This is a genomic window from Niveispirillum irakense DSM 11586 (assembly GCF_000429645.1).
Lineage (GTDB): Bacteria > Pseudomonadota > Alphaproteobacteria > Azospirillales > Azospirillaceae > Niveispirillum > Niveispirillum irakense.
Genome location: NZ_KE386933.1, coordinates 133,732 through 155,771, shown reverse-complemented (window position 1 = coordinate 155,771; position 22,040 = coordinate 133,732). Strand labels below are relative to the sequence as shown.

General features: G+C 63.1%; 18 protein-coding genes. 6 read left to right on the top strand and 12 right to left on the bottom strand.

The genetic code is table 11. The features are described from left to right. Positions 1–115: 115 nt before the first annotated feature. From G473_RS29390 to G473_RS0114730, 4 genes are all read right to left on the bottom strand, one after another. Complete coding sequence (locus G473_RS29390) at positions 116–2,476, bottom strand: tetratricopeptide repeat protein (RefSeq protein ID WP_029013729.1); 2,361 nt, start codon at positions 2,474–2,476, stop codon at positions 116–118. A gap of 241 nt (positions 2,477–2,717) precedes the next feature. Continuing rightward, entirely contained in the window at positions 2,718–4,271 is a 1,554-nt protein-coding gene (locus G473_RS0114740) for a cryptochrome/photolyase family protein (RefSeq protein ID WP_029013728.1), read from the bottom strand. After that, positions 4,268–5,002 (bottom strand): DUF6134 family protein, encoded by a 735-nt coding sequence (locus tag G473_RS0114735; RefSeq protein ID WP_154667421.1) that lies wholly within the window; start codon positions 5,000–5,002, stop codon positions 4,268–4,270. The genes G473_RS0114740 and G473_RS0114735 overlap by 4 nt, the downstream gene beginning before the upstream one ends. A gap of 17 nt (positions 5,003–5,019) precedes the next feature. Continuing rightward, a complete protein-coding gene (locus G473_RS0114730) occupies positions 5,020–5,748 on the bottom strand; it encodes an SDR family NAD(P)-dependent oxidoreductase (protein WP_029013726.1) in 729 nt (242 codons plus the stop codon). A 161-nt stretch (positions 5,749–5,909) separates the two neighbouring features. Between G473_RS0114730 and G473_RS27090 the strand changes: the two genes are divergently transcribed. The 4 genes from G473_RS27090 to G473_RS29385 all read left to right on the top strand — a co-directional run bounded on the left by G473_RS27090 (position 5,910) and on the right by G473_RS29385 (position 10,206). Next, a complete protein-coding gene (locus G473_RS27090) occupies positions 5,910–6,410 on the top strand; it encodes a Fur family transcriptional regulator (protein ID WP_051330312.1) in 501 nt (166 codons plus the stop codon). Between the two features lie 81 nt (positions 6,411–6,491). Beyond that, positions 6,492–7,739, top strand: a complete 1,248-nt coding sequence (locus G473_RS0114720; protein ID WP_035707424.1) for a CobW family GTP-binding protein — start codon at positions 6,492–6,494, stop codon at positions 7,737–7,739. Positions 7,740–7,964: 225 nt separating this feature from the next. Beyond that, entirely contained in the window at positions 7,965–8,429 is a 465-nt protein-coding gene (locus G473_RS0114715; protein ID WP_035707421.1) for a cache domain-containing protein, read from the top strand. Positions 8,430–8,526: 97 nt separating this feature from the next. Continuing rightward, positions 8,527–10,206, top strand: coding sequence for a methyl-accepting chemotaxis protein (locus G473_RS29385; protein WP_051330311.1), 1,680 nt, complete (start codon positions 8,527–8,529; stop codon positions 10,204–10,206). A gap of 66 nt (positions 10,207–10,272) precedes the next feature. Here G473_RS29385 and G473_RS0114705 read toward each other — a convergent pair whose 3' ends face one another. From G473_RS0114705 to G473_RS0114675, 7 genes are all read right to left on the bottom strand, one after another. Beyond that, positions 10,273–10,797: a hypothetical protein gene (locus G473_RS0114705; protein WP_154667420.1), complete on the bottom strand. Its 525-nt coding sequence runs from the start codon at positions 10,795–10,797 to the stop codon at positions 10,273–10,275. Between the two features lie 167 nt (positions 10,798–10,964). Next, positions 10,965–12,425, bottom strand: coding sequence for an amidophosphoribosyltransferase (purF, locus tag G473_RS27080; RefSeq protein ID WP_035707800.1), 1,461 nt, complete (start codon positions 12,423–12,425; stop codon positions 10,965–10,967). 74 nt (positions 12,426–12,499) lie between these two features. Then, positions 12,500–13,210 carry a CvpA family protein gene (locus tag G473_RS0114695; RefSeq protein WP_029013722.1) on the bottom strand — a complete coding sequence of 237 codons (711 nt, stop codon included), beginning with the start codon at positions 13,208–13,210 and terminating at the stop codon, positions 12,500–12,502. 10 nt (positions 13,211–13,220) lie between these two features. Next, positions 13,221–14,618 carry a DNA repair protein RadA gene (gene radA / locus G473_RS27075; RefSeq protein WP_035707418.1) on the bottom strand — a complete coding sequence of 466 codons (1,398 nt, stop codon included), beginning with the start codon at positions 14,616–14,618 and terminating at the stop codon, positions 13,221–13,223. Positions 14,619–14,784: 166 nt separating this feature from the next. Continuing rightward, positions 14,785–15,081 (bottom strand): type II toxin-antitoxin system Phd/YefM family antitoxin, encoded by a 297-nt coding sequence (locus G473_RS0114685; protein WP_029013721.1) that lies wholly within the window; start codon positions 15,079–15,081, stop codon positions 14,785–14,787. A 119-nt stretch (positions 15,082–15,200) separates the two neighbouring features. Then, positions 15,201–17,330 carry a prolyl oligopeptidase family serine peptidase gene (locus G473_RS0114680; RefSeq protein WP_084438175.1) on the bottom strand — a complete coding sequence of 710 codons (2,130 nt, stop codon included), beginning with the start codon at positions 17,328–17,330 and terminating at the stop codon, positions 15,201–15,203. A gap of 145 nt (positions 17,331–17,475) precedes the next feature. Next, entirely contained in the window at positions 17,476–18,231 is a 756-nt protein-coding gene (locus tag G473_RS0114675) for an AraC family transcriptional regulator (protein ID WP_035707412.1), read from the bottom strand. Between the two features lie 125 nt (positions 18,232–18,356). On the opposite strand from G473_RS0114675, the gene G473_RS0114670 reads away from it, so the two are divergent. After that, positions 18,357–19,595, top strand: coding sequence for an MFS transporter (locus G473_RS0114670; RefSeq protein WP_029013718.1), 1,239 nt, complete (start codon positions 18,357–18,359; stop codon positions 19,593–19,595). On the opposite strand, the gene G473_RS0114665 is transcribed toward G473_RS0114670, so the two are convergent. Next, positions 19,579–20,658, bottom strand: coding sequence for an anhydro-N-acetylmuramic acid kinase (locus G473_RS0114665; RefSeq protein ID WP_029013717.1), 1,080 nt, complete (start codon positions 20,656–20,658; stop codon positions 19,579–19,581). The two genes, G473_RS0114670 and G473_RS0114665, sit on opposite strands and share 17 nt — an antisense overlap. Positions 20,659–20,748: 90 nt before the next feature. Here G473_RS0114665 and tyrS point away from each other — a divergent pair, with 90 nt between their 5' ends. Further along, positions 20,749–22,023: a tyrosine--tRNA ligase gene (gene tyrS / locus G473_RS0114660; protein WP_029013716.1), complete on the top strand. Its 1,275-nt coding sequence runs from the start codon at positions 20,749–20,751 to the stop codon at positions 22,021–22,023. The last annotated feature ends 17 nt before the right edge of the window (positions 22,024–22,040 follow it).

The window sequence follows — 22,040 nt, the reverse complement described above, 5'->3', positions numbered from 1 at the left end:
TTCCCGCGAAGGCGGGAATCCAAACCCCACGCTGTCATATGGATTCCCGCCTTCGCGGGAATGACGGTGGTGAAAGGGCAAGGCACCGAAAAACAAGCTCCCCCCGCCCCCACCCTCACCCCTCCAGTGCCCGCAGCGCCCCTTCAAAATAGCCCTTATCCTTCTGCCATTGCGGATGGTCCGGCTGTTTTGCCAGCAAGCCCTTCATGATCCTCAATCCCCGCTGAAACCAGCCCCTGGCCCCTTCCACATCCCGCTGCGCCGCCGCCACCGCGCCCATTTTCGCGCAACTAACGGCCAGATCGCGCTGCCATTCCTTGTTTTCCGGCTGCGCGGCGGACAGTTTCTCCATGATCGCCAACCCCTGGCGATAGGCTGCCAGCGCACCCGTCCGATCGCCCTGCGCCGACAGCGTGTCACCGATCTTGTTATGGCTGATGGAAAGGTCGCGCTGCCATGCCGCATGATCCGGCTGCGCGGCGGACAGTTTCTCCATGATCGCCAACCGCTGACGATAGGCTGTCAGCGCGCCCGACAGATCGCCCTGCGCAGACAACGTGTTACCGATCTTCTCATAGGAGATAGAAAGGTCACGCTGCCATTCCGCATTATTCGGTTGCCCAACTGAAAGTTTCTCTAGGAGTGCCAGCCCCTGCTGATATGATGACAACGCATCAAGTAGATTGCCCTGCGCCAAATGCACATCACCGATGTTGGAATGGCTGACCGAAAGGATGCGCCGCCATTCCTTGTAATCCGGTTGTGCGGCGGAAAGTTTCTCCGCAATAAACAGCCCTTTGAGATATGCGGATAACGCTCCCGGAAGATCATCCTGCGTCACCAGAGTGTAACCAACCTTGATATGACTGACGAGGATGTCGCGCTGCCATGGTGCATAATCCGCCTGTGTAACGGACAGCTTTTCCACAATCAACAAACCCTGACGATATGCGGCCAACGCTCCCGGAAGATCGCCCTGCGCCGACAGCGTGTCACCGATCTTGTGATGGCTAACAAAAAGGTCCCGCTGCCATGCCGCATGTTCCGGCTGCGCGGCGGACAGTTTCTCACGGATCACCAAACCCCTGCGATAGGCTGCCAGCGCACCCGCCCGATCGCCCTGCATCGACAACGCATCACCAATATTATCATGGCTGACGGAAAGATCGCGCTGGGCTTCCGCATTATCCGGCTGCGCCCCGGACAAATTCTCCCGGATCGACAAACCCTGGCGATAGGCGGCCAGCGCACCCACCAGATCGCCCTGCGCCGACAGCGTGTCACCGATCTTGTTATGGCTGACGGAAAGGTCGCGCTGCCAACCTATATTATACTGCTGCGAAACGGAAAGTTTGTCCCGGATATTCAACCCCTGGCGATAAGCCGCCAAGGCCCCCGCCAGATCGCCCTGCGCCGACAGCAGATCGCCGAACCGATTTTTCAGCACAGATTTTTCCCGCTGCCAGTCTGTGCTATCCGGTTCGTCCCTTAATGTTGCTTCCACAATCACCCGGGCCTGATCCAGCAAGGAACGGGCGGCCGGCCCATCCCCCTGGTCCATGGCCAGATCGCCCAAGCGGAGATTGGCCCGATAGCGTTCATAGGCACTCGCCCCAGCAAGGGCCAGCACGCGGCGCAGGCGGGGGGCGGCGGCGGCAGGGTCGCCAGTATCCAAGGCGAAATCGCCCGCCAGAAATTGCGCGCGGGCATTATCCGGGTCCAGTTCCGCCGCGCGGCGATAGGCGGCCAAGGCCCGCATCGGGTCTTTCACCCCGGCAATGGCACCGAGGTTGAGATAGGCCTGGGCGGCCTGCCGGTTGCTGTCGCGGGCCGCAGCCTCCTGCGCCGTCGCCTCCTGCTGGAACAGGTCGCTGGCGCCGGTGATATCGCCCGCCTGCAAGCGTTTCACCGCCGCTGCCATGCGGTCATTACCCGCCGCTGCCGCCTGGATGGCGCTGTCAACCGCCGTTTCCTGTGCCTGTTGCGTCAGGGGGGAGGGGGTGCCCTCTTGCTGCTGTCGCAGCATGTCAAGGATTTGATCCAGCTTCGCCGAATCAGCAGTCTGGGCATCCGCGATCTTTTGCTGGCCTTGCTCCACGCGGCGCAGCATGTCCTGCATGTTGCGCACGACGGCAAAATACGCCGCCAGCAGGCCGCGTTCCTTGTCCCCCTTCACATGCGCAAGATGAAGCACCAGCATCGCCAGCGCGGTGGGCAGGGCATAGGCCTGGATTGTCCAGACATCCGCCGCAAGCGGCGGATGGACCAGGGCCAGGACGAAACTGCCGCCGCCAACCAGCACCGCAACGATCAGGAACCAAAAGGCGAAAGGCGCCAGCAGGGTCAGGGCATCGGCCACCAACCCCAGCAGGGTGGCGAAACCCGTTATCCATCCCCATTCCGCCGCCAGAACCTGCCAGATGGCGCCAAACTGCGCCGCCAGTTGCTGCCCCATGCCCACCGCCGGCCAAACCATTCAATTCAGCCAAAGGCGCTGAACCGAGGCAGCATACCAATCAGTGGTTGAAAGGGGCAAGGGGTGGATATGCCGGCCCCCTTCAACCTCTCCCGACATCTGTTGTGTCATATCCGTCATTCCCGCGAAGGCGGGAATCCAAAATCCGCGCTGTCGATGGATTCCCGCCTTCGCGGGAATGACGGTTATGTATATGGAGTAAAAAAGAAAATTCCCAAATAAATGCTAAGGATGAAAGGCATCACCCCGCCGGATAACCCGCCACCAACCCCGCCATAAACCGCGCCGCATCCCGCTGCACCGCGGCGCGTTTCTCCGCACTCATCCGATCCAGGCCCTTATACATCATCGCCATGCGGGGATTGCCGCGCAACGCTCCCGCATTCTCGGCAATGAAATTCCAGTAGAGATAGTTGAAGGGGCAGGCATCCGGCCCTTCTGTCTGTTTCACATCATAGCGGCAGCGGCTGCAATAGTCCGACATGCGGTGGATATATTTGCCGCTGGCCGCATAGGGCTTGCTGGCCAGGTAGCCGCCATCGGCGAACATCACCATGCCATGCACATTGGGCAATTCCACCCATTCATAGGCATCCAGATAGACGGCCAGATACCATTCCTCGATCTGCGCCGGCTCCACGCCCAGCAGCAGGGCGAAATTGCCCGTCACCATCAGGCGCTGGATATGGTGGGCATAGGCCGTGCGCCGTGTCTGGCCGATCACCTGGGCCAGACAGTTCAAATCCGTCTCCCCCGTCCAATAGAATGCCGGCAGGGGCCGGTGGGCGGAGAGCGCGTTGCCGTTGGCGTATTCCGGCATGTTCAGCCAGTAAATGCCGCGCACATATTCCCGCCAGCCCAAGATCTGGCGGATGAAACCTTCCACCGCGTTCAAGGGGGCCTTGCCCTGGCGATAGGCTTTCTCTGCCGCCGCCACCGCCGCGCGCGGGTCCAGCAGGCCGGCATTCAGGTAAGGCGACAGGATGGAATGGAACAAGGTGTCCTGCCCCATCGCCATGGCATCCTGATAATCGCCGAAATCCGCCAGACCATGGCGGATGAAATGATCCAGCGCGCGGGTGGCATCCGCCGCCGTGACGGCATAGCCAAACCCCTCCAGGCTACCGAAATGCTGGCCGAAGCGGCGGGCGACCAGGGCCAGAACCTCAGTCGTGATGGCATCCGGTTCCACCGTGAAGGGCGGGGGCGGCAGCAGACCCTTGGGCAGGCGCTTGCGGTTTTCCGCATCGAAATTCCACTGGCCGCCTTCCGGCTCCCCCGCCTGGGTCAGCAGCACGCCATGGTCGCGCCGCATCTCCCGGTAAAAGAACTCCATCCGCATCTGGCGGCGGCCCTTTGCATGGGCGCGGAACCGGGAAATGGAGCAGAAGAACCGGTCATCCTCCCGCACCTCCACCGGGATGGGCAGGGTGCGCTGCCAGTCCCGCATCTGTTTCCACACCCGCCATTCACCTGGAAAGGTCAGTTCCACCTGCGCTGGCTGGTGCTTTTCGATGGCGCGGCGCAACTCCCCATCCAGGCTGCCGATATTGCCTTCATCCTCCAGCGCCACATAATCCACCACCACACCACGGGCGCGCAGTTCCCCGGCGAAGTGGCGCATGGCGCTGAACAGGAAGGCGATTTTCTGCGGGTGATGGGGCACATAGGTTGCCTCCCCCATCACCTCGGCCATCAGCACCACGTCACAGGCCGGGTCCAGCCCACGCAGGCTGGGCAGGGTGTGGGAAAGCTGGTCGCCCAGGACCAGCCGCAAGGTACCGCCAGCACTCACGACCGGTTCCCGCCCTGCTTATCCTCCTCCTTCACGAGGGGGAGCGGCGTGGGGATGCCGGCACCATCCAGCACATAATGGATCTGCTGGTCCTTCGCCTCAAACGCCAGCCCCACCCAGGCCCCGGTTTCATCGTACCAAAGGTCGATCCTGTCGGTATTGCCGGGCTTGTTGGTCTGGATATTGATGCGGTGATGGCGGGCAGCGAGGGTACTGCCCGGCGGGCTGTCCGGCCCCAGATCCTCCATCACCACCTCCATGATCAGGCCGCGCTGGCTGTCCAGCAATTGCGTGGCGCTGGTGATGTCATGGTTCCAATAGCTGGTGGGGATGATGGTGGCCGGCGCGATGAAGCGGCCATTGGCGCTGCTTTCCACCTCCAGCCCGGCATCGGTGGCGCGCCCTGTCACCTCGTACCGGTCGCCATCATCATTGGTCCTGGTGTCGATGGCGATCAGCCGCCCATCGCGCCAGACCTCCCGGTTGAAATGCTGGTAGCGATAGGCCGTGATGAAGGCCAGCTTCACCTCCAGATGGATTTCCTTCTCCATGATCAGGTCATCGCCCTGGCGGGAAAAGCGCAGCCGGTGATAGCCCATGGGGCTGTCACCCTGGCGGAAGACGCTGAAGGCGATCTGCCCGCCCTCCGGAATGGTGGGGGCGGCAAAGGCGCGACCGGCAAGACCGGTGCAGGCCATGCCCAACAGCAGGAAACGGCGGTCGATCATCATCGGCATGTCCCTCCGGCTTATCCTTTGGTGCGCAAGACCCCGCGCCCGCCATCCACCCCCAGCACCTGCCCCGTGATCCAGCCCGCGTCGGGCGACAGCAGGAAGGATGCTGCCGATGCCTGGTCGTCCGCCTCTCCCAGACGGGGGATCGGGTGCATGGCGGCGATACCCTGGGCCATCTGTTCCGATGCCAGCAGGGGGGCCGCCAGCGGCGTGCGGGTCAGCGACGGGGCAATGACATTCACCCGCACATGCGGCGCCCATTCCGCCGCCAGCGACCGGCCCAAAGCCGCCACCGCGCCCTTGGCCGTAGCGATGGCGGTATGGTTGGCAAAACCCTGTTCCACCGCAACGGTGGAGAAGAGCACCACGGCCCCCTTGGCCGCCTTCAACCCTTTCTCCGCCGCGCGCAGGGCCGTGACGGCGCCCAGCACATTCAACTGATACGCGGCCAGGAAATCCTCATTCTTCAGCGCCTTCAGCGGCTTGATGGTGATGGACCCGACACAGTAAGCCAGCCCGGCAATCCCCTCGCCCCGATCCCCCGCCGCGACGGCTGCGGCCAGCGCCGCCTCGTCCCGCACATCGGCACTGGCATGGCTGGCACCCAGGGTCGCTGCCAGATCAGCGGTGCGGGCTTCATCCCGGCCGATCAGATGCAGGTTGACGCCGCGGCCGGCCAGGGTCCGCGCCAGGGCCGCCCCCACGCCGCCGGTGGCGCCGATGATGATGACGGGTGCCGGCATATCTTCCCTCTATTGCCTGAAAGCCGGACTGTTTCCCGGCCAACGGAACATGAGCTAGAGCGCCACCGGCATCCGTCCAGCATCCCGCCCTCGCATTTCCCACGCGGGACGCCTAGATTAAGCCTATCGCTACCGGCTTCACGCGACGGGTCTGCCCGATTATGGATCATCATTCCCATGCCCATCCGCATTCCCATGCGGACCACCACCGCCACGACCATGGCGCCTGCGTCAAGGATGCGCTGGCCCGGGCAGAGGATGTGTGCGCCAGCCGGGGGGCCCGATTGACCGCCCAGCGCGCCCGCGTGCTGGAACTGGTCTGGTCCAGCCACAAGCCGCGCGGCGCCTATGCCATCCTGGAGGATCTGTCCAAGGACGGCAAACGGGTGGCGCCGCTGACGGTTTATCGCGCGCTGGATTTCCTGCTGGAACAGGGGCTGATTCACCGGATCGAAAGCCAGAACGCCTTTGTCGGCTGTCCCACCCCCGGCACCGCCCATAGCGGCCAGTTCCTGGTCTGCGAGAAATGCGGCGATGCCACGGAACTGGTCGATCCCCGCATCGCCCAGGCCATCAACGAAACCGCCTCGGCCCAGGGCTTCACCGTCACCCGCCAGACGGTGGAAGTGACGGGCATCTGCCCTGCCTGCCGCGCCGGTTGACGAAACAGTTCCATCCGATCACATCCACCCCATGATCCGGCCCGGTATAGCGGGCCTTTCCAATCAGACAGGAACAGTGCCTTGTCGACCCAGACGACCCCTCCCTCCCCGCCGCCCCGCCTGCCGATCTCGGTCCTGACCGGCTTCCTCGGCTCTGGCAAGACCACGCTGCTGTCGCGCCTGATCCGCGACCCGGCCATGGCCCGCACCGCCGTCATCATCAATGAATTCGGTGAGGTCGGGCTGGACCATCTGCTGGTCTCCAAGGCCGATGAAAATACGGTGCTGATGGATAGCGGCTGCCTGTGCTGCACCATCCGGTCCGACCTGTCCGACACGCTGCGCGACCTGTATCTGCGCCGCAACAAGGGCGAAGTGCCGGAATTTGACCGGGTGGTGATCGAGACGACCGGTCTGGCCGACCCCGCGCCCATCCTGCACACGCTGATGACCGATCCGCTGATCGCCTCACGCTTCCGCCTGGATGGTGTGGTGACGACCATCGACAGCGTGCACGGCATGGGCCAGTTGGACAATCACGAGGAAAGCCTGAAGCAGGCCGCCGTGGCCGACCGCGTGGTGCTGACCAAGACCGATCTGGCCGACAAGGCAACCGTGGATGCCCTGCGCCGCCGCCTGCACGACCTGAACCCCGGTGCCGTGCATGTGGATGCCCAGACCGACAATGCCCTGCCCGTACTCCTGTTCGATGCCGGCCTGTACAACCCGGAGACCAAGTCGCTGGATGTACAGCGCTGGCTGAAGGCCGAAGCCTATGATGGCGGTCATGATCACGACCATCATCATGACCACGATCATGGTCATTGCGATCACGACCATGGCCATTGCCACCATGATCACGGGCACGAGCATCATGATCATGGGCACCATGATCACGGTCATCATGCCCACGGGCATGGACATGACCACGATCATGATCATTCCCACTGCGACCATGATCACGGCCATTGCGACCATGACCATGGCGAACATGGCCACCATCACCATGATGTGAACCGCCATAACGACAAGATCACCAGCTTCGTCATCAAGGCGGACAAGCCGCTGCCCTGGGACAATCTGGTCACTTTCTTTGAAACGGTCGCCAAGGCGAAGGGTGACAATATCCTGCGCGTGAAGGGCCTGCTGAATGTGGAAGAGGCCGAGCGCCCCATCGTCATTCATGGCGTGCAGCACCTGTTCCACCCACCGGTGCAACTGGATGCCTGGCCGACCGATGATCACAGCACGCGCATCGTCTTCATCGTGAAAGACCTGACCCGCCCGGTGGTGCAGACCTTGTTCGATAGCTGCATGCCCAGGGCGTAAACGACCCCGTTTTTATTCACAGTAATGCCCTCGCCCGATGGAGTTCTACCCTTGGGCGGGGGCATTATTTTGTATGAATATTGAACATGTGCATTTTAATCGCGGATGATTATCACCCGATCAGGGGTCCAAAAGATCATATATTCTAAAGTGTGATTCCAGCATTGCTGTTCCAGTGCAACCTTGCAGGTAACGCCGAAGACCAATTGCAAGGGAGTGCCCGACATGCGTGCCCATATGTTGACAGCATTGATCATTGGAATGGCCATGGCCAGCTTCCAGCCGGTGAAGGCAGCCGAAGGCAACGCCACCCGCGACGAGGCCATCGCCATGGTCCAGCGGGCGGCAAAGCACATGACCGCCGCCGGACCGGAAAAAGCCTTCACGGATTTTTCCACCAAGGGCGGGGCGTTCACCGACCGCGATCTCTATGTCGTCGTCTATGACCTGAACGGCAAATGCCTGGCCCATGGTGCCAACGAAAAGCTGATCGGCAAGGACCTGATCGACGCCGAGGATATTGACGGCAAGCTCTATATCAAAGAGCGGGTGGACATGGCCAAGGCCAATAAAAGCTTCTGGCAGGATTACAAGTTCACCAATCCGACCACCAAGAAGGTGGAGCCGAAGGAAATGTACTGCCAGGTGGAAAGCAACCTCGCGATCTGCGCCGGCGTCTACAAGAAATGATGCGGCCCTGATGCCGCCGGCGGGTAGCGCGTTTGCCACCCGCCCTCCCCTCTTCACCCAAAGCCGCGCCAGCGCGCATGGCAGCGTGAGGTGAATCATGCCCATTGCCCGGAAAGTCGCCCTCTATTTCATCTGTCTGGCCGTTGCGATGGTTGGGCTGGGGATCGTCCAGATCATTGCCGTGCGGGGCATCGACAGCCGGGTTGGCACCATATTGGGGCCAACCATGCATGACAGCGCGGTGATGAATGATTTCCTGATCCACATGCCGCAGCAGCGCAAGGCGCTCTACCAATTGGTGGCGACGGCAGCCACGGGCTTGAGCGTCGAAAAGGTGGGGGAACGGAAGAAGGTTGTTGTTGAACTGACGGCCCTGCTGGAAGCCGATGTGCAGAAGCTGATGACCGTCACCGCCAATAACAATATGACCGAACTGGCCGAACCCATGGCGGCGGCGGCCAAGAAATACATCACCCGCAGCATGGACCTTATCGACGTCATTGATGGGGATGTGAACACAACCCTTGCCTTCATGAATGGATTGGAACGGGCTGGACTGGGACTGGAGGAGCAGGTTGCGAAAATCCAGGCGGCGCAAACATTAACCATTGATACCCATGCCAAAGCCGTGGAGCGTTCCCTTCTGTTGACCTATGCCATGGTGGGTGGGGCCATCCTGGCGCTGATCATTGCCATCCTGGCCGTGAACTACTTCATCTCCCGCAACATTGCTCGCCCCCTGGTGGACCTTGCCGGTATCACCCGGCGCCTGACTGCGGGTGAGCGGGGGCTGACCATTGATGCCGCCCTTGGCCGCCGCCGGGATGAGATTGGCCACCTGTCCGAAGCTTTGACCATCCTCGTCCGCAACGAGGAGGAACGACGGACCCTGCAGGCAGAACAGGAAGCCACAGCCAAAGCCAGCCAGCAGCGGGCAGCCCTGATGCAGGATTTGTCCGCACAGTTCGACAGAGAGGCCACAACCTCCCTGCAGCAGACCCTGTCCGCCGTCGCGGAATTGCGGGATACGGCGCAGGAGATGGAACAGGTGGCAGACACGACCCGCGAGGCCGTGCTGAGCATGGCCGAAGCCATTGAGACGACGACACAGCAGGTCACCGTTGTTTCCAACGCCACCGATCAGCTTTCAGGCAGCATCCGGGAAATCGGCAGCCGCGTCGATCATTCCACCGCCATCGCCGCGCAGGCGGTGGAAGAAGCCGAGCGCACCGATGCCATGGTGAAGGGTCTGGCCGGTGCCGCCGAGAAGATTGGCACGGTCGTACAGTTGATCAGCGAGATCGCCAGCCAGACCAACCTGCTGGCCTTGAATGCGACCATTGAGGCCGCCCGCGCCGGAGAGGCTGGCAAAGGTTTTGCCGTGGTGGCCGCAGAGGTGAAGGCGCTGGCCCGCCAGACGGCTGACGCGACCAGCGAGATCGGCGGGCAGGTCGCGGACATCCAGACAGCCACCCAGGACGCCGTGGCAGCACTCAACGCCATTACCGAGCGGATCGGCAATATCCGCGGCGCCAGCCTGGAGATTGCCAGTGCCGTCAAACAGCAGGCCCAGATGACACACGAGATCGTCCACAGCGTTCAGCAAACCAGCGATAGCACCCGGCAGGTGGCGGCCCGCGTGGACCATGTGCTGAAAGGGGCAGGCGCCACCAAGGACGCCTCCCGACGGGTGAATGACGCCTCTGGCGGGCTCAGCAAACGGTCCGATGCCTTGGGCGACCAGATCCGGGGCTTCCTGTCCCGGGTCCGGGCTTGACCAGTCAGTCAACGGACAAGGCCGGTGGTGGCATCCACCGGCCTTTATTCCCTGATACGAGTTTCATTATCCAGGGCGGCGCTGCCTTTCAGCCAGGACACTGAAAAGCCAATCCTCCCGCGACAAGGTCCGGGCTGATCCCCCGTTGGAGAGGGAGGGCGCCTCGCCAGTGGCCGATGTGATCATTGCTGTCTGTGAAGCGGGTTCTTCCGCAAGAACGGAAGGCACCGGCACAAATCCCCGCGCCGCTGCTTCGGCAAGCGTGGCAAGGGGCGCGTTTGTCACGGCGAGGGAGGATAAATCCAGCGCAGTCCCTGCCAAAGTGTAGAGATTTCCATCGAAGCGCAGCTTGAAGGTTTCGGTCGCCTCACCGGAAGCGAGCTTTTCAGAAGTTCTGCTTTGGCTACGCTCCAGGCTGGCCTTGATATAGTCGTTGGCACCCAGATGGGCATGGGCTTTGGTGAAGGCTTCAGACTCTGCCCGTGCCTTCTCCAGCGCTTCGCCCGTCAGCACACTGGGACGGGGTGGCTTGGTGGCCAAAGGTTGGGCGCCACCCGCCCCTGGCAGCGCAGCCGATCCAATAGCAGTCATTATGTCCCGCTCCCCATTACATGTCCTCGCGCCTGGACAAGCAAATCCCGCGCCGACATTATCGGCGCGGGATCAAAGGGGAATGGGCGGCGATCACGGCTCACCCGGTAAAATATGCACCATCGCGATGGGCAAAATCATCCCAGCGCGACAGGTTGCGGTACCCGTCAGCCCACCTTGCGACCGCCGGTCAGGTAGGAGACTTCTGCCTGACGGTTGGGGTCAAAATCGGTCAGCGGGATCGGATATTCGCCGGTGAAGCAGGCATCGCAATATTGCGGCATGTCACCATCGCGCTTGGCGTGGTTCAGCGACTTGTACAGCCCGTCCAGGCTGATGAAGGCCAGGCTGTCCGCCTTGATATAGTCGCGCATCTCGTCCACCGACATGCGGTGGGCCAGCAGCTTTTCCTTCTCCGGCGTATCGATGCCGTAGAAGCAGCTATGGCTGGTCGGCGGGCTGGAAATGCGCATATGCACTTCCTTGGCGCCAGCATCGCGCATCATCTCCACGATCTTCAGCGAAGTGGTGCCGCGCACGATGCTGTCATCCACCAGCACGATGCGCTTGCCCTGGATGAAATGCCGGTTGGCATTATGTTTCAGCTTCACACCCAGGCGGCGGATCTTGTCCGTCGGCTGGATGAAGGTGCGGCCAACATAATGGTTGCGGATGATGCCCAGATCAAACGGCACGCCGCTCTGTTCGGCATAACCCAGCGCCGCCGGCACGCCCGAATCCGGCACCGGGATGATCAGATCGGCATCGACATGGCTTTCGATAGCCAGTTGCGCGCCGATCTTCTTGCGCACGCCGTAAACCGAGTGGCCTTCCATATAGCTGTCGGGCCGGGCAAAATAGATATATTCGAAAATGCAGAACTTGGACGGGACGTCCTGGAAGGGGCGCAGGCTCTGCACCCCGTCCTTGTCCAGCACCACCATCTCACCCGGATCAATGTCACGGACATAATCGGCACCGATAATGTCCAGCGCCACCGTCTCCGACGCCAGCACATGCACATCACCCAGGCGGCCCAGCACCAGCGGACGCACGCCATTGGGGTCACGCACACCGATCACCTGATCCTTGGCCATGCAGACCAGGGAATAGGCGCCTTCGATCTGGCGCAGCGCCTCAACCAGCCGGTCAATGACATTGCCGCCACGCGCCGTCGCCATCAGATGGATGATGGTTTCAGTGTCAGACGTGGACTGGAACAGGCAGCCCCGGCGCACCAACTGGCGGCGCAACTGCATGGCGTTGGTCAGGTTGCCATTATGCGCCAGCGCGAAGCCGCCAAACTCGAACTCCGCGAACAGCGGCTGCACATTGCGCAAGGACCGTTCGCCGGCCGTGGCGTAGCGGACATGGCCGATCGCCTGATCACCGGTCAGGTTGCGCATGACCATTTCGCTGCCGAAAATATCCCCGACCTGCCCCAGCGCGCGATGGTGCGGGAAGTCCTGGCCGTCAAAGCTGACGATGCCCGCCGCTTCCTGGCCGCGATGCTGCAGGGCGTGCAGGCCCAGCGCCACCAGGGCTGCCGCGTCCTGCGGACCGTAGACGCCGAAGACGCCGCATTCTTCACGCAGCTTGTCATCGTCGAAGGGGTGGGTCGTAAGCATGGGCAGGCGGCCTTTCACGCAGTCGATGTCCGGGTATCGTTTCCGATGGACGAATTCTGTCTCCAGCATCCGGCCTATCGGGAGCCGGTACCGGTTGGCTTGGTTTCCTGGTCGGTATTCTTGATCAACTGGTCGAGACGACCCAGCGCTTCATCATTATAGCCGCGTTCGGGGTCCGGCGCAGCCGCGTTCCCTGCAGAGGCGGGTAGCGGATTGGCAAGGCGGTCCAGGGTCCGCTCTGCCTCCTCCGCGTCCTGAAGGCGGCGGCGGACCCGTTCGGCTTCCCGCTCTGCCGGGGTCATGTTGGCATCAGGCAGCAGGTCACGCAGCGTATCGGCACCAGCCGCCAGGAACGGCCTTGCCTTTGCTTCCCGCAGCCAGACCGGCGGCTCCGGCCATAGCCAGGTGGCGAACATATAGGTAAGGCTGAGCAGCGCGGCACCCCGGACAATGCCAAAGGCAAAGCCCAGCGACCGGTCCACCGCCGACAGGCTGCTTTCCTGCACCCGGGTGGATACCGTGTGGGTGACGACGGAAAAGACAATCAGGGCCGCGGTGAAGACGGCCAGTATGGTGATGCCGTCGGCCACATAGCGCGTGTCCACATGCCCGCGCATGAAAGGTGCCGCGATGGGGAACAGCCAGAGCGTCGCCAGCGCCGCCCCGATCCAGGCTGCCACCGACAGCACCTCCCGCACGAAGCCGCGGGCAAACGCCATCAGGGCGGAGATCAGAAGGACGACCAGAACGGCGATATCGACCGGGTTCAGGCTGCTATTTTCCATCACCCGTCCCCTATTCCCGCCCGCGCGGCGGACGCGGCGGCACATCGGCCTGGAACAAGGGCAGCAGGTCCGTCAGATGGTCCAGTTCCACCCGGCCCAGCCCATCGGCAGAGCCGCCGCCGCGCGACCGGCGCGGCTGGGGCATCAGCGCCCGGTTGAAGCCCAGCTTGGCGGCTTCCTTCAGTCTCTGGTCGGTCTGACTCACGGCGCGGATTTCCCCCGACAGGCCGATTTCCCCGAAAACCACGGCATCGGCCGGCACCGGCTCGCCCGTCAGACTGCTGACCAGGGCCGCCGCAACCGCCAGATCGGCCGCCGGCTCGCTGATTTTCAGCCCGCCCGCGACGCTCAGATACACATCATTGGCGCCGATGGCCACGCCACAGCGCGCCTCCAGCACCGCCAGCACCATGGCAAGGCGGGAACTGTCCCAGCCTACCACGGCCCGGCGCGGCGTCCCCAGCGGCGAGGGCGCCACCAGGGCCTGCACCTCCACCAGCACGGGCCGCGTGCCCTCCAGCCCCGCGAATACCGCTGTACCCGTTATATCGCGCCGGCGGTCAGCCAGAAATAGCTCTGAAGGATTGGGCACTTCGACCAGCCCATCCTCCCCCATCTCGAACACGCCGATCTCGTCGGTCGGGCCGAAACGGTTCTTGACCGCGCGCAAGATGCGGAACTGGTGCCCCCGCTCCCCTTCAAAATAGAGAACGGTATCAACCATATGTTCCAGCACGCGGGGGCCGGCGATCTGGCCATCCTTGGTGACATGGCCAACGATCAGCAGCGTAATGCCGCGCTTCTTGGCCACGCGGATGAGTTCCGACGCGCAGGCGCGCACCTGCGCCACGGTGCCCGGCGCACTGTCCAGCGTGTCGATATACATGGTCTGGATCGAGTCGATCACTGCCACCTGCGGCCCGTCCGCCGCTTCCAGGCTGGCGATGATGTCGCGGACATTGTTGGCGGCAGCCAGCGCCACCGGCGCATTGACCAGCCCCAGCCGGGCGGCGCGCATGCGCACCTGATCCACCGCCTCTTCGCCCGAGATATAGGCGCAGCGCGTTTCCTGGGCCAGGCAGCAGGTGACCTGCAAAAGCAGCGTTGATTTGCCGATACCGGGATCGCCGCCGACCAGCAGGGCCGATCCATTGACCAGCCCGCCGCCACACACACGATCGAATTCCTGAATACCGGTCATCCGGCGCGGCGCATCCTTGGACACGCCCGACAGGGCGACAAACTCGATCTTGCGGCCTTGGCCCTTGCCCAGCCCCTTGGGCACAGACTCGGTCGCCTGTTCTTCGACAAGCGTATTCCACTCCCCGCAGGCATCACACTTGCCAGACCATTTGGGGTAAGAGGCCCCGCAATTCTGGCAGACATATCGGCTGGTGGTGCGGGCCAATGTGGTCTCGTGTCCCGGTTGGATCGACGCGCCCCGTATATAGCCGCTCCGCTCCCCTTTTCGCAGCCCCTCATAACACATTTGCAACATGCGCGGGGCGAGGGGAGCGGGTTAAGGCAGCGCTCACCCCCAGGGATTGAGAAGGGCAACACCAGTGCGCTGATAATCAGTGATAAAGCACCACATCCCGGACCGGCATGGCATCCCGGTCGGCGACCAGTTCGATCTCCGGATAAGGCGAGGATTGCAGCGCATCAATCAGCGCCTGTCCCGTAGTGGCCCCTTTCAGGCGACGGAATTCCGCAGCCGAAATAATGACCACCTCTTCCTTGCCATGGACTGTCACATGCTGCGGCCCATCATGACGGGCGCGGTTGACCAGTTCACTAAAACGGGACTCGGCGTCCCGCAGCGACCAATGGTCGGACGGTGGTGAGGAGGATTTCTTACCGGTGCCGGCCATTCCCGATCCCCATGATCTGCACGATCCAAGCTGATTATGGGAGACGGGCGGATAAACGACAAGGCGGTCACGAGGGAGGAAGCAGTTCCACAGGACAGAACCGCTTCCCCCACCCCTTATCAGTCCACCAGCTTCTGGGTCAGGTAGACGATCTGCAAGGCCGTCACCTCGGCCCGCTGCTTCAGGTTGGCGGCCGCGGAATGGCCGCCTTCCATGTTCTCGTAATACATCACCGGATGGCCTTCGCTTTCCAGCTTAGCCACGAACTTACGGGCATGGCCCGGATGCACGCGGTCATCCTTGGTGGAGGTATAGACGAAGGCTTCCGGGTATTTCACATCCTTGCGGATGTTCTGGTACGGGCTGTATTTCGCGATCCATTCCCGCTCCGCCGGGATTTCCGGATTGCCATATTCGCCCATCCAGGACGCCCCGGCCAACAGGGTGTGGTAGCGCATCATATCCAGCAGCGGCACGGCCACGATGACGGCACCAAACAGGTCCGGGCGCTGGGTCATGGTCACCCCGGTCAAAAGCCCGCCATTGGAACCACCCTGGATGCCCAGCTTGGCCGGCTTGGTCACCTTGGTCTTGATCAGATCCTCGGCCACAGCCTGGAAATCATCATAGGCGCGCTGGCGGTTCTGCTTCAGGGCCGCCTGATGCCAGCGGGGGCCGAATTCACCGCCGCCCCGGATATTCGCCACCACATAGGTGCCGCCCTGTTCCAGCCAGGCCTTGCCCAGCACGGACATATAGGACGGGGTCAGCGCAATCTCGAACCCGCCATAGCCATAGAGCAGGGTCGGGTTCTCCCCGTTCGGCTTCTGGTTCTTCGCCCGGACGATGAAGTAAGGCACCTTGGTGCCGTCCTTGCTGGTCGCAAAACGCTGTTCGGTGGTGAAGGGAGCGGCATCGAACCGGGCCGGCAGTGACTTGATCGCCTGCGGTGCGCCACCCTTTTCCATCACATACAGCGTGTCGGGCTGCAGGAAGTTGGTGTAATTGACCAGCACATCGGTGCTGAACCCATCGGTGGAGACGATGTTGACGCTGCCATTGGCCGGCAGGTCGATGGGCTTTGCGGCCCAGCCCTTGGCGCCCTTGCGCAGGGCCAGCAGCTTGCCGGTCACATTGTCCAGCACATCCAGATAAATGGCATCCTTGGCCACACCCACGCCCTGGATGGCCGCCGTTTCTGCCGGGGCATAGACGATATCGGCACGGGTGATGGCGCCCGCTGCCGCCTGATCCAGCGGGACCGCCACCAGATCGCCCTTCTTGAACTGCTTGCCGGCCACAGACCAGTCACCGCGCAGGGCGATGATCAGATCACCTTCGATTACGCCGCGCATCTCAATGGCCAGCGGCAAGGCCAGCTTGGTGACCTTGTTGTCCTTGCCGACGACATGCCATTCCTCGGTAAAGAAGTCCGGCCCGCGCTGGACCAGCAGCGTGGTGCCTTCCGGCCGGCGCACGGCATAGGGCCGCGCCCAGACATCCTGCTTGCCCACTTCCAGCAGCAGCGGCGCCTTGGCCAGATCGGTGCCGCGCTTCCACAGGCGCACCTGACGGGCATAGCCGCTGTCGGTCATGCTGTCGGGGCCGAAATCGGTCGCCACCATCAGCGTGTCCTTATCGGCCCAGTCAATGGTCTGCTTCGATTCCGGCAACTGGAACCCGTCCTTGACGAAGCTCTTGGTCGCAACGTCAAATTCCCGCACCACCACGGCATCCTTGCCGCCGTCGGACAGGTAGACGAGGCAGCGGCTGGCATCCTCGCCAACGCAATTATGGCCCTTATAGACCCAGTTCTTGCCCTCTTCCTTGGCAAGCTGGTCGATATCCAGGATCACATCCCACTTGGTGTCCGGGGACTTGTAGCTTTCCAGGCTGGTGCGGCGCCAGACGCCGCGGACATTGGTCTGGTCCTGCCAGAAATTATCGACCTTGCCGCCTTCCAGGCTGCCATAGGCGATACGATCCTGTGCGGTCAGGAACTTCTCGGCCTCCGCACGGATTTTCTCGAACCGGGGGTCGGCCTTCAGGCGGGCGAAGGTGGTGTCATTATGCTTGCGACCCCAGTCCAGCGCCTTCTGGCCTTCCACCTCTTCCAGCCAGACGAACGGGTCCTTGGCGGCTTCCGCGGCCGCAAAGGGGGCCGCGTCGGGCGCATCGGCCGCGATGCCAGGGGTCGCTGAAAGGGCCATAATGGCTGCCGCCGTCATCAACGCGCTCCGTAGTGACATTGTCCATGTGTCCTTTGTCGCCTCCGATGGCGGTCCGAAGCCACCGGTTCTTATGGCACCCTGGGTATCATCGGAATGGGCCCCGGGTCAGCGCCTGATACAAAGGTGAAACAAATCGGGGTGAAACAAATCGGGATGCTCCGGATCAGGTGAAATAGCGGCTGGGCGCCATGCCGGTGACGCGCTTGAACATGGTGGAGAAGTTCCCCGGCCCGTCATAGCCAAGGTCGAGGGCGACAGACGTCACCGTCTCCCCTGCCGCCAGCCTTGGCAGGGCCACAGAGATGCAGGCCTGCTGACGCCACTCGGTAAAGCTCATCCCCGTCTCCTGGCGGAACAGACGGGTGAAGCTACGCCGGTTCATGGCCAGCGCATCGGCCCACTCATCAATGGTGGCGGTCGCCTGGGGTTGCCCCAGAAAGGCATGGCAGCGGCGGGCCAGCCCCGGATGGGACGGGAACGGCACAGCCAGCGGCAGCGGCGGCGCGCGGTCAATCTCGGCCAGCAGCAGCTTCACCACCAGGCCGTCGCGCCCCTGCTCATCATAGGCCGGGGGGATGTCGCCCGATGCCACCATCAATTGCCGCAGCAGCGGGGAGACGGCCACAACCTGACAGGTCTGCCCGCGCGACGGGCACTGATCCGGCTCAATCAGCAGGCTGCGGGTCTGCACAGCCCCCACCATGCGCACAGAATGGGGGGTGCCCCCCGGTATCCAGACCGCCCGCTCCGGCGGCGCCACCCATGCGCCATGCGGTGTGCTGACGGCCATCACCCCGCTGGCCGCATAAAGTAACTGGCTGCGCCGATGCTGATGCTCCGCCAGTTCAAAGGCCGGTGGATACTGCTCACCGCGCGCCATGGCGGGGCGCCGGGCCAGAAGGTTCTCGTCTGCCTGCATTGCATCGCTCTGTCCCACTCACACAAAATATTGTCTCACGCAGCGAAGCGGGATGAAAGTGAATAGCCTAAAACGGATCGGATGGAAGCTGCCTTCCGATCAAACGCGTTCGAGCGAGCATTATCGTGACCCTGCAGACAGCCAGTCTTGCCGAGACAAATCCCACCCCCAAAGCCACCCCGGCTCCGCAATTCGTGGTGCGCATCGTGGGCGCGGTGGCCCTTGCCCATCTGTTGAACGATCTGATCCAGGCGGTGCTACCCGCCATCTATCCGATGCTGAAGTCGCATTATACGCTGACATTCGGGCAGATCGGCTGGCTGGCCATGACCTATCAGTTCGTGGCGTCACTGCTGCAGCCCTGGATCGGGCTTTATACCGACAAGCATCCCAAGCCCTGGCTGCTGCCTATGGGCATGGGGGTGACCCTGCTGGGCATCTTCTGTCTGGCCTTGTCGGGCAGCTATCCGATGCTGCTGGTATCGTCTGTCATTATCGGCATTGGTTCGGCCACCTTCCATCCTGAAGCATCGCGCGTGGCGCGCATGGCTTCGGGCGGTCGGTTCGGCACGGCGCAGTCGGCCTTTCAGGTGGGGGGCAATACAGGTTCGGCCATCGGCCCGCTGGTGGCATCGGCCGTGATCCTGCCCTTTGGCCAGATGGCCGTCGGCTGGGTTGCCTTCGCGGCGGTTGCGGCCATCTGGGTCCTGTTCGGGGTCACGCGCTGGCGGCTTCATCATCCGCAGGCAAAGGCGGCAGCAGCAGGCTTGGCACCGGCCTTCCGCTATGGCCGGACCACGGTCATCCGGGCGCTGGCGGTGATCGGCCTGCTGATGTTCGCCAAGTTCATCTATATCGGGGCTTTCACCAACTACTTTACCTTCTATCTGATCGAACGGTTCGATCTGACGGTGCAGCAGTCGCAGCTTTACCTGTTCTGCTTCCTGGCCGCGATCGCGGCGGGCACGTTCGCGGGCGGCCCCGTGGGGGACCGTATCGGGCGCAAGGCGGTGATCTGGGTCTCCTTCCTGGGTGTCGCTCCCTTTGCCCTGCTGCTGCCCCATGCCAACCTGTTCTGGACGGCGGTCCTGGCCGTCACCATCGGGCTGATCATGTCCTCGGCCTTCGCGGCCCTGGTGGTCTATGCCCAGGAGATCGTGCCCGGCCGTGTCGGGCTGGTATCGGGCCTGATGTTCGGGTTGATGTTCGGTATCAGCGGCATCGGGGCGGCAGCGCTGGGCAATCTGGCCGATATCTACGGCATCACCTGGGTTTACCAGTTCTGTGCCTATCTGCCGCTGCTGGGCCTGGCCACAGCGCTGTTGCCGGCCTCCCCGGAACGGCGGGTCAAGGGCGGGGGCTGAAACGCCCCCCCTTCATCGGGGCCGGCACGCCCGTCGTGCCCGGCAGCGACAAGGGCAGACCCTGCCGCGACCGCACCGCCAGATAGGCAAAGGCCTCGGCCTCCAGCGCATCGCCGTTCCAGCCCAACCCATCCACGGGGCTGACGGGCACGCCCAGCCCCTCGGCCAGATGCCACATCAGCGTTTCATTATGCCGCCCCCCGCCGCAGACCAGCCAGCGGCGCGGGGCCTCCGGCATATGGTCCAGCGCCCGCAGCACGGTGCGGGCGGTGAAGGCCGTCAGGGTGGCGGCGGCGTCAGCCGTGTCCAGATTGGTCAGGGCCGTGCCGGACCATTGGTCGCGGTCCAGCGATTTGGGCGGTGCGGCATCGAAATAGGGATGCGCCAGCAGCCGGGCCAGCAGGGCGGCATCCACCTGCCCGCCAGCGGCAATGCGCCCGCCCTCGTCATAGGGCATGTCCAGCCGCGACAGGACCAGATCATCCACCAGCGCGTTGCCGGGGCCGGTATCAAAGGCCAGCACATCCAGATCACCCGTCCCCAGCCAGGTGACATTGGCGACCCCGCCAATGTTCAGGATGGCCAGCGGCCGTTCCAGATCACCGGCCAGCGCCTGATGGTACAGCGGCACCAGCGGCGCCCCCTGCCCGCCGGCCTGCACATCGGCGGTGCGGAAATCAAACACGACATCAATGCCGGTCGCTGCCGCCAGCCGCGCCCCGTCGCCGATCTGCCAGGTATGGCGCCGGTCGGGCGCATGCAGGATGGTGTGGCCATGGAAGCCGATCAGGTCGACCTCACCCGCCACCATCCCCTGATCGCGCAGCAGCAGGGAAACCGCCTCGGCATGCAGATCGGTCAATTCCTGCTCCACCGATGCCACATCGCCCCGCCCGCCCAGGCTGGCGCGCAGCCGGTCGCGGAAGGCCTGGCGATAGGGGGTGAAGATGAAACCCACCGGCTCCACCCAGCCCTGCCCGTCGGTGCGGATCAAGGCAGCGTCGATCCCGTCCATTGACGTGCCGCTCATCAGCCCCAATGCGGTGAAAACCTGCCCTGCCATCGTGCCCCCGTGCCGTAGTGCGGCTTCTGTGCTAACACGGCGCTGCCCTGAAGGGCGATTATGATCAAATGAAAGACCAAGGTTAAAGACATGACCACGACCACCGCACCCGCGAACATCAAGTCCGACTTCCTGCGCGTGATGGTGGAGCGTGGTTATTATCACCAGGCCACCGACCTGGAAGCCCTGGACAAGAAATTCCTGGAAGGGCCGGTCGCGGCCTATAATGGCTATGACGCCACCGCCGACAGCCTGCATGTCGGCCATCTGCTGCCAACCATGATCCAGCGCTGGCTGGGCAAGACGGGCAACAACCCCATCCTGCTGATGGGCGGCGGCACGACGAAGATTGGCGACCCCTCGGGCCGCGATGAAACCCGCAAGCTGCTGACGACCGAGGATATCAATACCAATATCGACAGCATCAAGGGTGTATTCGACCGCATGTTCACCTTTGGCGATGGCGCCCCCGGCACCGCCCGGCTGGTGAACAATGCCGACTGGCTGGATAAGCTGGAATATATCCCGTTCCTGCGTGATATCGGCCGCCACTTCACCATCAACCGCATGCTGAGCTTTGATTCGGTGAAGCTGCGCCTGGACCGTGAACAGCCGCTGACCTTCCTGGAATTCAATTACATGATCCTCCAGGCCTATGATTTTGTGGAACTGAGCCGCCGGTACGGCTGCTCCCTGCAAACCGGCGGCAGCGACCAGTGGGGCAATATCCTGAATGGCGTGGAACTGGGCCGCCGCATCGCCCAGGCCGACCTGTACGGCTTCACCTGCCCGCTGCTGACCACTTCGTCCGGCGCCAAGATGGGCAAGACCGCCGCCGGCGCCGTGTGGCTGAACGAGGACCGGCTGTCCAACCTGGATTTCTGGCAATATTGGCGCAACACGGAAGATGCGGATGTGGTCCGCTTCCTGAAGCTGTTCACCGAACTGCCGCTGGATGAAATCGCCCGGCTGGGTGCGTTGCAGGGCGCGGAGATCAACGAGGCCAAGAAGATCCTGGCCACCGAGATCACCGCCCTGGTGCGCGGTCGCGACGCCGCCGAACAGGCCGCCGAAACCGCCCGCCGCACGTTCGAGGAAGGGGCGGCGGCGGACGGCCTGCCGACGGTGGAAATCCCACAAGGCGTACTGGTTGAAGGGGCTTATCTGGCTGACCTGATGGTGCAGACCGGCCTGTCCGCCAGCAAGGGCGAAGCGCGCCGGCTGATCAAGGGCAATGGCGTGAAGGTGAATGACGTCGCCGTGTCGGACGAGGCCTATAAGCTGCACCCGTCCCATATCGGCAATGACGGCGTGATCAAATTGTCCGCCGGCAAGAAGCGCCACGCCCTGGTGAAGCCGGTCTGAAGGGGCGGAGCGCTGTG